The organism is Ruegeria sp. AB5, from assembly GCF_056542645.1.
In genome coordinates this window covers 114581-128979 of the sequence record NZ_JBQGAE010000007.1, presented here as the reverse complement: position 1 = coordinate 128979, position 14399 = coordinate 114581, and the positions used below count along the sequence as shown (strand labels likewise).

At 56.1% G+C, this 14399-nt stretch carries 12 protein-coding genes; 10 read left to right on the top strand and 2 right to left on the bottom strand.

Annotated elements, in window-relative coordinates; translation table 11 throughout:
- Positions 1 to 180: 180 nt before the first annotated feature.
- Complete coding sequence (locus tag ACR0L4_RS14025; RefSeq protein WP_170686471.1) at positions 181 to 3069, bottom strand: Tn3 family transposase; 2889 nt, start codon at positions 3067 to 3069, stop codon at positions 181 to 183.
- A gap of 81 nt (positions 3070 to 3150) precedes the next feature.
- Between ACR0L4_RS14025 and ACR0L4_RS14020 the strand changes: the two genes are divergently transcribed.
- Entirely contained in the window at positions 3151 to 3768 is a 618-nt protein-coding gene (locus ACR0L4_RS14020) for a recombinase family protein (protein WP_480513647.1), read from the top strand.
- 171 nt (positions 3769 to 3939) lie between these two features.
- Here the strand turns inward: ACR0L4_RS14020 and ACR0L4_RS14015 are convergent, their stop codons facing one another.
- Positions 3940 to 4347, bottom strand: coding sequence for a GFA family protein (locus ACR0L4_RS14015; protein ID WP_170686473.1), 408 nt, complete (start codon positions 4345 to 4347; stop codon positions 3940 to 3942).
- Positions 4348 to 4864: 517 nt separating this feature from the next.
- On the opposite strand from ACR0L4_RS14015, the gene ACR0L4_RS14010 reads away from it, so the two are divergent.
- From ACR0L4_RS14010 to ACR0L4_RS13970, 9 genes are all read left to right on the top strand, one after another.
- Complete coding sequence (locus ACR0L4_RS14010; RefSeq protein ID WP_480513645.1) at positions 4865 to 5941, top strand: sugar ABC transporter substrate-binding protein; 1077 nt, start codon at positions 4865 to 4867, stop codon at positions 5939 to 5941.
- Between the two features lie 83 nt (positions 5942 to 6024).
- Positions 6025 to 7512, top strand: coding sequence for a family 43 glycosylhydrolase (locus tag ACR0L4_RS14005; RefSeq protein WP_170686474.1), 1488 nt, complete (start codon positions 6025 to 6027; stop codon positions 7510 to 7512).
- Positions 7513 to 7522: 10 nt separating this feature from the next.
- Positions 7523 to 8596 carry a class II fructose-bisphosphate aldolase gene (gene fba / locus ACR0L4_RS14000; RefSeq protein ID WP_170686475.1) on the top strand — a complete coding sequence of 358 codons (1074 nt, stop codon included), beginning with the start codon at positions 7523 to 7525 and terminating at the stop codon, positions 8594 to 8596.
- On the top strand, positions 8593 to 9444 hold the full coding sequence (locus ACR0L4_RS13995) for a PfkB family carbohydrate kinase (protein WP_170686476.1): 852 nt from the start codon (positions 8593 to 8595) through the stop codon (positions 9442 to 9444). The genes fba and ACR0L4_RS13995 overlap by 4 nt, the downstream gene beginning before the upstream one ends.
- Positions 9437 to 10081 (top strand): AAA family ATPase, encoded by a 645-nt coding sequence (locus ACR0L4_RS13990; RefSeq protein ID WP_170686477.1) that lies wholly within the window; start codon positions 9437 to 9439, stop codon positions 10079 to 10081. Before ACR0L4_RS13995 ends, ACR0L4_RS13990 begins: the two co-directional genes overlap by 8 nt.
- Before the next feature lie 75 nt (positions 10082 to 10156).
- Positions 10157 to 11389 carry an ROK family transcriptional regulator gene (locus tag ACR0L4_RS13985; protein ID WP_170432339.1) on the top strand — a complete coding sequence of 411 codons (1233 nt, stop codon included), beginning with the start codon at positions 10157 to 10159 and terminating at the stop codon, positions 11387 to 11389.
- 19 nt (positions 11390 to 11408) lie between these two features.
- Positions 11409 to 12164, top strand: coding sequence for an ATP-binding cassette domain-containing protein (locus ACR0L4_RS13980; RefSeq protein ID WP_170432336.1), 756 nt, complete (start codon positions 11409 to 11411; stop codon positions 12162 to 12164).
- Positions 12165 to 12174: 10 nt separating this feature from the next.
- Positions 12175 to 13176 (top strand): ABC transporter permease, encoded by a 1002-nt coding sequence (locus tag ACR0L4_RS13975; RefSeq protein ID WP_170686478.1) that lies wholly within the window; start codon positions 12175 to 12177, stop codon positions 13174 to 13176.
- A gap of 929 nt (positions 13177 to 14105) precedes the next feature.
- Entirely contained in the window at positions 14106 to 14396 is a 291-nt protein-coding gene (locus ACR0L4_RS13970) for a LysR substrate-binding domain-containing protein (protein ID WP_480513642.1), read from the top strand.
- The last annotated feature ends 3 nt before the right edge of the window (positions 14397 to 14399 follow it).

The window sequence follows — 14399 nt, the reverse complement described above, 5'->3', positions numbered from 1 at the left end:
TTTCGCTCACTAACCGATTACTTTGCGACCATGGAGAAGATCAGCCTCCCGCCCAAGGCGTTTTCCACCGTATTCGCGATGCGATGATTGCCGCCGTTGGGGTTTGTGCAGCGAAATGGTGCTATGTCCGCTTCTTTCCAGTTTGAACAAGGCGCAGCCAATGTCCGAGTTCAGGGTCTGTCAGCGCTTTTTCGGCCACTTGTATTCACCTGTGAGCAGGATGTGCGCCCAGCCAAGTGGAGAAGTGTGCGCCAGAAGTTCAGGCGGAATGGGCAGCCCAGCATCCTTGCGCTCGGCGACCGCTTCACCCAAACGGGCCGTATTCCAGTAAATCACGATGGCGGCCAAAAAGTTGAGCGCGGCCATTCGGTAGTGCTGGCTTTCCGCGGTTCGGTCCCTGATCTCGCCCTGTCGTCCTATCCTGAGTGCATTCTTTAGCGCGTGGTGGGCTTCGCCTTTGTTCAGGCCGATCTGCACTCGGCGCTGCATGTCGGTGTTCAATACCCAATCCATCATGAACAAGGTGCGTTCGACACGACCGACCTCACGCAAAGCAACGGCAAGATCGTTCTGACGCGGATATGACGCCAGTTTTCGCAGGATCTGGCTTGGCGCGATGGTTCCTGCGGTCATGGTCGCGGCGATCCGCAAGATGTCGGGCCAGTTTGAGGCAATCAGCTCCTCCCGGATTTTGCCGCCAACCATCCCCTTCAAGTTGGGCGGAGTACCGCCGGGATCGAAAACATAGAACCGTTTTGAGGGCAGGTCCCGGATGCGCGGGATGAACCGATGGCCGAGGATTGAAGTGACGGCGAATACATGATCTGTGAACCCGCCGGTGTCGGCATATTGTTCCTTGATCCGCTTGCCCATTTCGTTGTTAAGCAGTCCATCCAATATATAAGGTGCTTCACTGACGGTGGCGGGGATGGTCTGGGATGCGAATGGGGCGAACTGATCAGACACATGGGTATAGGCTTTCAAGCCCGGTTCGTTCCCGTATTTTGCGTTGATCAGGTTCATGGCTTCGCCCTGGCGGGTGGTAGGAAAGAATTGTCCGTCGCTTGAGGCTGTCAGCCCCATACCCCAAAACCGCGCCATCGGAAGATTGCCTTGGGCGTCAACAACCCTTGCTAGCGCTCGGCCATATGCCTCGCTTTCAATGTGCCAGCGGGAAATACGCATCAGTTCCCAGAATCCGTGGGAATTGCTGGCTTCAGCCATCTTGCTCAGCCCGAGGTTCAGACCCTCGGCCAGCAGGACATTCATCAAGCCGATGCGATCTTTCGGCGGTGCGCCAGTCCGCAGATGGGTGAAAGCATCCGAGAATCCGGTCGCTTCATCCACTTCCAGCATGATGTCGGTGATCCGCGTGTCTGGTACACGCTTGTAAAGATCGAACAAGAGAGCGGCTGCGTCAGAAGGTGCTTTCGCTGGCAAACGGCTCAGGCTGAGAACGCCATCCTTGATCGCGCCGCCCGGAATTTCACCGTTCTTTGCAGCCTTCGACAGTAGTTGCAGCCCGATCTCCATCTGAGCGTGCCGATCTGCCAGCCATGTTTCCGGATCAAGCGGCACGGCCAGCCGAGCATTCTTTGCCGCCACCGTCGCCGGGACCAAAACACGTTTCAGATCACCATAGCGCCTGGATTGCTTCAGCCAAACATCGCCCGACCGAAAGGCGTCCCGCAGATGAAAACACGCTGCCACTTCCCAAAGGCGCTTGTCCCCCGGGTCTTGGCTATCCAGATGCCGATGCCACTTGGATGTCCGACGCAGGAAATCCCTTGGTTGGTCATGCTTTACGCCGCTCTCGATCAGATCCGTCGCCTCTATGAGTGGCAGAGCAACATTGGCTCCTTCCATGCTCAGAAGGCGCAGCATTCGCGGGATATAGCGCCTGAATCTATTGTGACCTTGAACGACGTGTGCAATCGGATCTGACGACAACGTATCGGACAATCTCGCGGCGATGGCGACCAGATCAGGCAGACGATCCCAGCCCAGACTGCTTTCAACGGCATTCTCCAAAGAGGCCCCATCCTGTTTGGCTTCCAGCAAAGCGGCACCCAGGTCCCGGAATGACCGAACCGTTTGCTGAACTGCTGATCTGGCATTCTCAATCCGCACCGTGCAAAACCGTTGCCCTTCGCGCCAGGTTTTACCGACAACGCGGTCATGGGTCTCGACAATCGTATCTGAAATGGCCATGCGCCATTCCAACGCGCAGACCGCCAGGATGGCCAAACGACGATCGTCGGGCAGATCGCGAAGACCATCGGCGAAATACCTTTCACCCTGCCGCCGGAGGCGGGTGACACGGTGTTCCGGCACACCCGCAACCAAATTAGACGGGAGGTTGATACGATGTAGAAATTCCAGCCGGTCCAGCAGTCGGTTTGCACCTGCCGAATTGTTGCCAACCTCGAACTGTCGCAGCCAGACGAACCGCGTGAGCCGATCATCAATGCGTTCAGACAATAATGCGTCAAGCTGGCCGCATAGATCATCAGTCAAACGTTGTGCGATCCGAGTTTCGATCCTTCGTTCAGCAGCCACCAAAGCATCCGCACATAAACGCTCGACCGTCGTGACCGCTGGCAGGATCGTCTGTGTCATCCGGCATTCCTCGACAAAGCGACGCGCAATGTCATCGTTGGATATGGAAACTTCTGCTGCCTCATCAAGCCAGGCCTTAAGATCACGCGCGCCGCGACCAGAAAATGCCCGATAGCCGTATAAGCTACGCAGTACCTCCATGTGTTCCTGTCGGGTTTGTCGTCGCGCGGCGTATGAAAGCAACGCCTCACCGGTGAGTCCCAACTGAGCTCCTATGAAGGCAAGCACATCGTGCGGAATCAGTTCGCCCGGTGTCAGCGCTCGGCCGGGATATCTCAGGGCGCAAAGCTGAAGCGCAAAACCCAGTCTGTTTTCCGGACGGCGGCGCTGATTGATGTGCTCCAAGTCTTCGTTGGACAAAGTGTAGTGCCGCAGAAGCGAGGCTTCATCGGAGGGAAGATCAAACAACGCTGCGCGTTGTCGTTCTGTCAGAATATTGCGGCGGGGCATGAAATATGTACCTATTAAAAATATGTCTGTTTATGACAATAATCACGTCAGTAAATTCAATGACTTGCAAAGCGAAAATCTATGAGGGTTCAAATGGGACAGCGAGCGGCTATCTATGCGCGGGTTTCGACTTCCGATCAGTCCTGCGAACGCCAATTGCGTGAGCTGGCCGAGTTTGCGGAGCGAGGCGGTTATGATGTGATGGGCGTTTTCAAGGAAACCGCGTCAGGCACCAAGTCGAACCGCGCGGAGCGGTCAAAAATCATGGAACTGGCTCAAACTCGGAAAATCGACGCCGTGTTGGTCACTGAGCTTTCCCGGTGGGGGCGCTCCACTCAAGACTTGCTTGATACCCTCAATAGGCTCTCGGGTTGGAAAGTCTCGGTCGTAGCAATGTCCGGTATGACTTTTGAATTAGACACGCCACATGGGCGCATGATGGCAACAATGCTGGCTGGGATCGCGCAGTTTGAGCGAGACCTGATCAGCGAGCGCGTAAAATCTGGCCTGGCTGCCGCCAGAGCGCGTGGTAAAAAACTTGGGCGTCAGCCGGGGCAGCGCCCAAAATCAGACAAACTTGCACCCGACGTTCTTGCTGCCGTTGAGGAAGGTCGTAGCTATCGCTGGATCGCGCGCGACCTCGGTATCAGCAAAAACACGGTGCTCAGCATCGTCAAGCGGCATCGCGAAAACGCTTAGAGTGTCAATTCGCCCCGTACCGCAAACGACCCCACTTTGGGAGGCAGGGCAGGCTGCACCTGTTGGTAATTCCGGAGGCCATCAAACTGCGGCGATCAAAAAATATGCCTGATCATTTACGGGCGCGTTGAGAGAAGCGACCGTCTTGGCGAATTGAATTTGGACCAGCCTTCACTGTAGAGAACCCTTCAGTTTGAGAGCGCGTGACCTGTCCCAATCCCGGCAGTTTTCGACGAAAGCCATATGGGGGTTCTCGAAACCAGAGTGGTCGCCCAAAACACCTACCGCGACGAATAGAAACTCCGGCATCTTCGACGTCGCTTTGTAGATCGGCGAACCACAGTCAGAACAATTACCCAGGCTGACGGTGTTCCCGGCGTCAGACTCCCAGCTGTAGAGCTTCGGCTCGCCGCTAATTACCACATGCTGCCTAAGATACGCAGACTGCGGAAGATGGCCGCCACCGGAAATTTTCTGACAGTCCAGACAGAAACACAAAACCGAAAATTCGGGAGAACCCGAAATACGAACCTCAATTTTTCCACAAAGACACTGACCAGTGCAAATTGCCGCCGCCATTACAAGCCTCCAGATCGTAGTGTTTGGCGCCTTTTTTGATTGAAACCGAAACGGAGCGCAGCTTTCCGATACGGATGACGTCAAGAGCAGCGCCAAAATCACCAACTGTTCGAGGCCGATTAGAGCCTTGATCCAAAGCCGGTTCAAGATAGGCTGAGAAATGAAGAAGTAGCTTGTATCGTTTGAGATTTTGCCGGCTAAACGTTCAACTTCCTTGATTTGCGCTCATACCAAAGGCTCATCTTCCTCCTATTGGGTGCGATGGACCCGCAGTCGTCGGTCATCGGCCCAACCGGTTCCTCACCGTGCCCTGCCGTACCGCGTGGTTCGCGCGGAACTTGATGCCTTGACTGCTTGAGCCGTAAAGCCTGGATTTTTACTACTTCCTGACCTCAAGGTTCCCGGGTTGGTTCAGCGGATTGGATATATACTTGCAAACTGCATTTAATTGCAGTACGCATTAAATAGGAGTTTACCTCTCCGCAATCAACGCGAAAAACTCTCCAGGGAGGAGATCATGACCTACAAGATGCTCAAGCCTTTGCTTGTGACAGCAGCCATGTTGCCGCTTGCGAGCGTGGCAACGGCTCAAAGCGAAGCTCGTACCGATCTGGTAATCGCAGATCTTGGCCAGCCGGAAACAAACCCTTGGGTAATCAACCGCCATCGTTTTGAACGCTGCGTCGCCGATGCGCTTGGTGTCGAGCTGAAGGAGTTTGACGATCAGAACTCGGAAGAACAGCACGCTGCGCAAGCTGAATCCATCATCGCAAGCGGCCCGGACGGGCTGATCTTCAACCCGCTGACGTCGCCGGCCGGTATCCAGGTCGCCCGTCTTCTGGAAGAGAATGACATTCCGGGCATTGCTGTCGGTCGACTGGTGGTGTCCAGCTACGACGATGACTATGAAGGTGAGGATTTCATCGCGCAGGTGACCCAGAACAATGACACTTGGGGGCAGGCGATTGGCAAAGCCACGGCAGATCTGGGGCACAAGAAAGTCGCGATGGTCTGGAACCAGAAGGGTGTGACTTCTGCGGAAGAAATCTGGGCTGGTGTCCAATCGGAACTGGATGCGGCAGGGGTCGAGGTGATCGCCGAGGCCTGGGATCGTCTGAACCGGGAGAATGGCCAGAAATATGCCGAACAGTTCATTGCCCGCTTCGGACCTGGCGAGATTGACGCGATCGTCGTGCTTGGTGCGGTCGCTGGCCTTGGCAGTCAATTTGCGGTGGAACAGGCCGGGCGAGATGACATCGCCATCATCACCACAGATATCGACGAGCAGGTGGCTCAGTTCATCAAGGACGGCAAGCTGGACTTCTCGATCGGTGGTCACTGGATGGTTGGCGGGTTCGGTCTTATCCAGCTCTATGACTATCTGCACGGTCACCCGATTGAAGACACCCAGCCGCGGGTTGGCCTCATTCCGGTAACGGCCGACAATGTAGATACCTATGCCAACAGTCTTCTGAACGGCTGTATTCTTTCGCCGGACACCATTCGCAGTCTCAGCAAGGTCCATAATCCCGACGCTGATCTGCCTGGTTTCATCGACGCCTGGCAGGCAAACTGGCAAGACTACGTGCAATAACTCCCCTTGCACGCAGCATGCCCTCCCCCGGCTCAATGGGCCGGGGGACCCAGAAATATCAAACTCTTTTTCGAGGTCCGCAGATGAGACTTTTCGGATACGCTCCGGAGCGCGGTGCTGCCGCTGGTGATACAATGCCATTCTACCACGATGGCACATGGCATCTGTTTTTTTCCCAACCCCCCGTAGGCGCCTGGGAATATGTTGAGCGGGCGCGTGTCTCGACCGCTTATCTTCGGTCAGATGACCTCGTAAACTGGGAAGTAATGCCCGACGCTTTTGGTCCCGGCGCGCATGGCGAATGCGACGGTGATGGGATCTGGACCGGCTCTGTCATTGAGCACGAGGGCGTTTTTCACTTCTTTTATACAGGCTACAACCGTCAATCGGCCTCGCCACAGTCAATTTGCAAAGCAACGTCGACCGATCTCAAGACCTGGGAGAAATCCGGATCCAACCCGATGATCTCCCCCGATCCCCGCTGGTACGAAACCGTCGATTGGCGCGACCCCTTTGTCTACCGCGACGAAGAGGCAGGGTGCTTCAAGATGCTGATCTCGGCCCGCCTCAAGGAAGGTCCGCAGTTTCGTCGGGGCTGTGTTGCCGTTGCCACGTCCGATGATCTGGAAAACTGGGAGGTCGGCCCGCCGCTGGCGTCCTCGATGCTGACGCATTGCCCGGAATGCCCGGAAATCTTCAAGCTGGGCGATTGGTGGTATCTCGTTGAAAGCCGCTACTCGGAACGAATGCAAACCGTGTATCGGGTGTCAAAGTCCCCGGATGGTCCTTGGGAAAGCCGCAAGCTCGACAGTCTTGACGGGCGTCGGTTCTACGCCGCCAAATCCGCCAGCGATGGCGACCGCCGCATGAGTTTCGCATGGATTCCGTTCCGCAAGCATCACGGCCCCAAGCGCAGCTGGGTCTGGGGCGGAGAACTGGGCAGCCCGCGCGAACTTGTCTCGCTGCCAGACGGCACGCTGACCTGCAAACTGCCCGATAACGTGGACCAGAGTTACGCAGAGACCGTGCCTCACAAGCTGCGCCCCATGTTGGGAGACTGGACCGGCGATGCAGACCCTCGGTGTGATGCGACAGGATCATACGGATACGCGTTCATCGACGGTCCGAACCGGGATGATGTGTTGCTCGATGTGCTTATCGAGCCCAGCCCCGCAACTGAAGCAGTGGGTATTCTCATCGAACCTCGCGGTGGCGATCATCTGGACAGCGGTTACAGCCTTTCAATCGAGCCCATGAAGGAGCGCGTCCTGTTTGATCGCTGGCCTGCCGCGATGGATCCACTTTGGGACAGCCTGGTGCTCAATGAGCGGCATGGCATTGAGGTCCGTCAGGAGATCGACAGCCCATTGGTCGAGCGTCCGCTCGCCTTCACACCGGAGGATGGGTGTTACCGGGTCCAGATCCTGCGCAACGGGTCGGCCATAGAATGCTTTGTGGCCGGGCAGGTTGTTGCATCCTTCCGGGTCTATGACATCTCCAATACCGATGCCTGGGGTCTCTTTGTTCAGGAAGGCTCGGCCAAATTCCACAATCTCAACTTCCGCAAGTAAAGGCCTCGCCATGCCCCTCATAACCCTCAGACAATTGCTTGATTATGCGGCGGATCAAGGATTTGGTGTGCCAGCGTTCAACATCTCCAATATGGAGCAGGGCCTTGCGATCATGAACGCTGCGCGCGCCTGCGACGCACCGGTGATCCTGCAGGCCAGCTTGAATGTTCGCAGGGCCTATGCCGGAGATCGGATGATCGTCGCCATAGTGAACGCACTGGCGTCCATGTATCCCGACAACCCAATCTGTCTTCATCAGGACCACGGCCACGACGAACAGGCCTGCGTCAGCGCCATCGCTGCGGGGTTCACCTCGGCTATGATGGATGGCTCCCTGATGGGCGACGGTAAGACACCCGCCAGCTATGCCCACAACGTCGATATCACGGCCCGCGTTGCACAGATCGCACATTGGACGGGTGCCTCAATCGAAGGAGAGTTGGGTGTTCTTGGATCGCTTGAAACCGGCGAGGCGGGTGAAGAAGACGGGTCCGGGGCAGAGGGCAAACTGGATCACGATCAGCTTTTGACCGACCCCGATCAGGCGGCGGAGTTTGTAGCTGCAACCAAGGTCGATGCGCTTGCGATAGCCTGTGGGACCTCTCATGGCGCTTATAAGTTCACACGGGAACCGGATGGCGACATCCTGGCCATCAGCCAGATTGAGGCGATCCACCGTCGCGTACCGAATACCCATCTTGTGATGCATGGATCGAGCTCTGTGCCACAGGGTTTACAGGACCTGATAAACGCCTCTGGCGGTGAAATGCCACAAACCTGGGGCGTCCCCGTCGAAGAGATCGAACGCGGGATCCGGTATGGTGTTCGAAAAATCAACATCGACACCGATTGCCGCATGGCCATGTCCGGCGCAATGCGGCGCTTCTCCCGGGACAACCCGTCGAACTTCGATCCGCGGGCGTTTATCCTGGCCGGCATGGTGGAGCTTGAGACGCTGGTCCGTGACAGGTTCGAGAGGTTCGGGGCAGCGGGCCACGGGTGTAAAATCAAGCCGATCCCAGTTGCCGAAATGGCAAAGCGGTATGCTGATGGCGGGCTCGATCCATCCCGGAAGGCCGCGTGAGCCGGGCGCTGTTCATAGGCCGCTCGGTGATGGATGTCACCGCGCTTGTCGAGGATTTTCCGGGTCCGGACGGCAAGACCAAGGCTTTGAGCAATGATGTGATCCCGGGCGGGTCTGCTTTGAACGCCGCCGTTACGTTCGCCCATCTTGGCGGAAGGGCGGCGCTGGCTACATCGCTGGGTGCGCCGGGCCCAATGAAGACAATGCTGACGTCCGATCTGAAGGACAGAAACGTTACGGTGCACGACATCTGTAATGACCCGGACTATCGCATTCCTCTTTCGACAGTTGTTTCAACCCGGAGCCTTGGGGCCAGGATGATTGTCAATGGCGCAGGGGATGAGTGCGAAAAGGTGCACTCTCAAGATGATCTGATCCTGACGGAAGGATACGGGTTGATTCAGATCGACCAGTACGAACGGCATTTTGTTGCGGCCCACGCTGACGCTTTGCGTGCGTTTGAAGGGCCAATCATTTTGGATGGCGGTGGCTGGAAAGACTGGTCACCGGACTTTCTAAAGCTGGCCGATATTCCAATTGTCAGCGACGTGTTTTGTCCCGAGGGACCACGCGCCTTTGCCAATATGTGTGAGGACCTGGGCATCCATCGCTGGGCGATGACACGGGGTCACGCTGGGGTCGTCTGGCATGATCAGGGACGTCAGGGCGAGATACCCGCTTTGGAGGTGGACGTTGTCGATAGTTTGGGCGCAGGAGACATTTTCCACGGCGCTTTCTGCCATGCGTATCTCGAGATCGGGTCATTTGTAGATGCGTTGAATATCGCAAACCAGATTGCGGGTAAGTCCTGCACCCATGCGGGTACGCGGAGTTGGATGGATGCCTGAGCAGCTCGCCGACTATGCCAGCCTTCTGGGTGCAACTGAAAAGCGGATAGGGGCAGGTCAACCGCCGCTCATTGTCGCAATTGCGGGGCCTCCGGCGACGGGTAAGTCTACGCTGTCCGAGCGGCTGGCCGAGGATCTACGCGCTGCCGGGCACATTGCTGCCTACTGCCCGATGGACGGGTTTCACAAAACAAACGCCCAGCTTGAGGCCGAAGGGCTTAGAAGCGTGAAAGGCCGTATCGATACATTTGATGGCAACGCGTTCGCCCATGCGGTCGTACGTTTGTCCAGGGGAGATGCGTTCTGGTGGCCGCGATATTCCCGGCACATACATGACCCGGTCCCACAAGGCACTCGGATCGAAGGAAACGAAGCCGTTTGCATAATCGAGGGCAACTACATTCTGATGAATGAAGCGACCTGGGTTCAAGCGGCATCGCATTTCGACCTGCGTATCTTTGTAGACACGCCGGACGATCTCCTGAAGCAGCGCTTGCTGCAACGCCACGAACGTGGCGGCAGAGGTGAAGTCGAGACGCGGGAAAAGATCACCAAGACCGACATGCCCAACGCGGAGAGGATCCGACAAAGTGCCACATTCGCCGACATCCTGTTTCAGGAGATCGTCGATGCGTAGCACCCGACAGTTGATTGCAGGTCGCAATCAAAACTCGCTATGTTTGAGCCAAATTGAAAGAATTGGGGTTCGGACATGAAGCTTGCTCAAAAAGGTCTGTCGATCGAAGGCATTCAAGGCCACAACAGGCGCGCCATCCTTGCGGCTTTGCACGACATGGGAGAGTGCTCGCGCAAGGAAATCAGTGTGGCCACCGGATTGGATCAGGCGACCGTCACCCGTGCAATTGCACCCCTTATCGACAATGGCATCGTAGAGGAAGTGGGGCTTGTTCGCGGGGGGCGCGGCCGACGATCGATCAACCTGGCCTTTGTCGGTTCCGGGCGATACATCCTCTGTCTCCGACTGCAGCGGCGTAGCTTTTCCATCGCTGCATTCAATCTGCGCGGTGACCTGCTGGAGACCAATGAATTCCCCATCGCACGAGACGGGTCCGCCAAGCAGACTTTCAAGGAGATCTCCGAGACACTGGATCGCCAGATTGGCAATTTGAAACAGGTCGATGGCATTGGCGTGGCTGTTCCTGGCCCGTTCCTGGAGCGGGATGAACGCGTCATCCTCATGACTGAAAGCCCTCAATGGCAGGGCTTCGACCTGATCCCCGAGCTGCGCTCCCGCTACCCCGACATTCCTGTTCACTCCACACACGACGCCAAGGCAGCTGCCTTGACTGAATGGCGCCATCATGGCCGGGCGCTGGGGGCCAAGGTCATGTTGTACGTGTCGGCCGGTCAGGGGATCGGCTCGGCGCTTGTCGTGGATGGCCATGTGCACCGCGGGGCGCAAGGACTTGCAGGTGAACTGGGGCATACGTCCATCAGCGTTGATGGCGAGCAGTGCAAATGTGGAAATCGAGGCTGTCTGGAACTCTTTACGTCACGCATTGCCCTACTGCGCGCCATTCGGGAGCGCGCGGAGGACGTCAGCGGCACAACGTTGACTTCAGACGCTGATTTTTCTCAGGTCCTCGATGCATATGCGGCGGATGACCGGCTTGCCAGCGAAGAGGTGCACAGGGTTGCGCGTTATCTGGCGCAAGGCATCACCAACTGCATCAACTTCGTCAATCCGGATTTGGTGGTGATCGGAGATGAATATGCCGGGTTCGGTCAAAACTTTCTTGAACAAATCAAGACCCATGTAAGAGCGACGGTTTTGCCAAGCATCTATGATGCGGTCGACATCGAGCTGAGCCAGCAAAGCGAAGATACAGTTCTGCGCGGAGCCTTTCTGGACGTACTTGCACAAACCTATCTCGGTTCTCCCAGAGCCGAGCCAGAAGCCGTTGTTGCCGAAGCAAGCGGATAGGAATGAAGGAGAACCCACTATGAATGACCAGACGGCTCAACCTCTTCTTTCGGTGAAACACGTTTCGAAGTCATTCGGTGGTGTCCAGGCATTGCGTGACGGCTCCTTTGATCTTCATCGCGGTGAAGTTGTCGCGATCGTGGGCGGAAATGGTGCCGGAAAATCAACGTTGATGAAAGTTGTGGCTGGGGCCCATGTTCCGGACGGTGGAGAGATCATCATCAATGGCAAGGAAGTGTCCCGGGCTGAGCACAGCGTTTCTCATATGCAGGAATGCGGGATCGAAGTTGTCTATCAGGATCTGGCATTGGTTCCCAATATGACGGCGCCATACAACCTGTTTCTGGGGCGCATCCCCCGCAAATGGGGGATTTTTGTGGATGAACGAAAGATGCGCGAAAAAACCCGTGAAGCCCTCGCGCAGCTCAATGTCACCACCGTTCAGGATTTGTCGCAGCCAATCTCCTCGATGTCAGGAGGACAACAACAAAGTATCGCGATCGGGCGCGCCATTGCCTGGGGAAGTGACATCGTAATCCTTGACGAACCGACTGCTGCACTTGGACCGAATGAAACGGCGGAGGTTGAGCGATTGGTCGAGGATGTTCGCGACAAGCAGGGCACGTCATTCCTTTTGGTCAGCCACAATCTCGATCAGGTGCGCCGCCTCGCTGACCGTATCGTAGTGACCCATCACGGGGTCACATCGCGTGAATTCAAACGCGACGAGATTACCTCGGACCGGCTCGTGAAGGCCATAACTCTCGGCGAATGAGGAGAACGACATGACCGAAACAACCGCCTCCGGCCCCTTCCTGACGCCCAAACGCGCGGAAATGTTGCGAGACTATGTGCCGTTCATTGCCATTGTTCTGGTGATCTTGTTGTTCTGGGCGATTTCCGGCGACCGTTTCATGTCGGTGCGCAACTGGACGTTCATCGCGCAGCAAACGCCTGTCTTGATGTTGCTGGCATTCGCACAGTTGATGATCGTGACAACCGGTTCAATTGATATCTCCATCGGGTCAAGCCTGGCATTTTCGGCGTTTCTGGGGGCACTTGGAATGCTCTGGTTCGGGGATGTGGGCTTGATCCTGGGAATTGTCGCAGGTGGCCTTGTTGGCATGGTCAACGGCCTGATCATTTCACTGCTCAAGATCCCATCATTTGTGACAACATTGGCAATGCTGATCATCGTGCGCGCCGTTGTGATTATCGCATCAGACGGTACGGCGATCTACATAACGGACGATAGCGTGTCAGGCGGCACCAACATCTCGTCTGTCGCAGCACCCTGGCTTTTATCGATGGGCAAATTCCCCGCGATCTTCATTCTTGCGGCGATTGTCGCGCTGTTCATGTGGGCCTTTTATGAGAAGACCGTTTTTGGTCAACAGTTGCGCGCCGTAGGTGGCAATGAGAAAGTCCTCCGCCTGGTCGGGATCAATGTCACGACGTTCAAGATCAAGGTCTTTGCCGCTGCAGGATTGATGGTGGGGTTGGCGGCTTGCGTCAACCTGGCAAGGGCAGGGGCGGCAACGCCTCAGGCGGGTCTGATGATTGAGCTCGACGCAATTGCCGCAGTTGCGCTTGGTGGTACGCCGCTGACGGGTGGCTATGGCAGTGTGGTCAAAACGATCATCGGGGCATTGACCCTGACAATCGTCCGCAACGGGCTGACAATCGCGGGCGTGCCACCATCATGGAGTCAGGTCGCTTTGGGTGTTTTGCTGATTGCGGCCATCGCTATTTCGCTGAACAGAAGCAAGGTAGACGTGGTGAAGTGACAGCGAATGATATCGTGGTGTGGATGCCTGAGCTGTGCGCCACGATGCCGAGTCATCGAAGGTTGGCAGTGCGGCCGTCGACCTTTGCAACCACTCAACGGCTTGCGCAGAATCCGAGACGTGTAACCGTGGGGTAGGGCGTTGGTTGATTGCATTTGCTGGCGCACCTATCGTGCCAAAGGTCTAACATCGCGTGTTCCACAACGTTGGAGTGATCCCCGGATGAACATGTTCGAACTTCGTGTACCCTTCTTTCTTCCGCTCTGGCGGCGGGTTGCCGTCACACTCTTGAGCGTTGGATGGGCGATCTTGGAGCTTGTAACCGGGAACTTGTTCTGGGCCATTCTGTTTGGCGCGATTGGAGCCATTGCGACCTGGCAGTTTTTCCTTTCTGGTTGGCCCGACGAGGCGTCAGATCAAGACAACACTCCTGGCTCGTAAGCACTTTCAGTTCTTTCGTGCTGCCCATTGAAATTGCTGAGACTGTAGTCGCAACAAAATCAGTTACTTGGAGGTTTGAATTTCTAAGGTTCTGGAATTCATGATTTTCTGGATGAGCAACCGAGAAGCAGCTCTTCTAACGCGCAAAGAATGACCGAAGGAGCCCATCCTGTGAGTTCGTTTTTTAGGCTGCGTGCGCTCGCAGCGGGAAAACCAGCACGATCCTGATCTTCTCTTTTGCGGAGTACTGTTTGCGGGTCGCACGGTGAATGTCCTTTACGACCTTCTCACCGTGGCTCTGCTTGGTTCCGGTCATGCGCTACGTTTGATCCACTGGATCAAACGCTTGACGCTTTGACCTATCTCATCTCCACTCCTCGGCGCTTACGATGAGCCAGAAACCCTCTCTTATCAGATCGACCTAAACTGTCCCATGGGCGCTGACGTCAGACGCCTTTTAGAAGCCGGGAAAGACTATATCCAAACGCATGAGCCCACGCATCAGCATGAACACAAATGACGCTGTGATCGAGTTGGCCTTGCAAGGTCATGGTGTCGGACGGCTTCTGTCCTATCAAGTCGCACCTTACATTGCAGATGGGCGGCTCAAGACTGTTCTAAAGTCGTATGAACCACCCGAAGTCCCCATCCATCTTGTGCATCAAGAGGGACGAACCATGTCTGCGAAGGTGCGCACCTTTGTTGACTTTGCTGTCGGACGTCTAAAATCACATCCCCTTCTTGTCGGGAATCAAACACAGGTCCAAAAGCAAGATTAACAA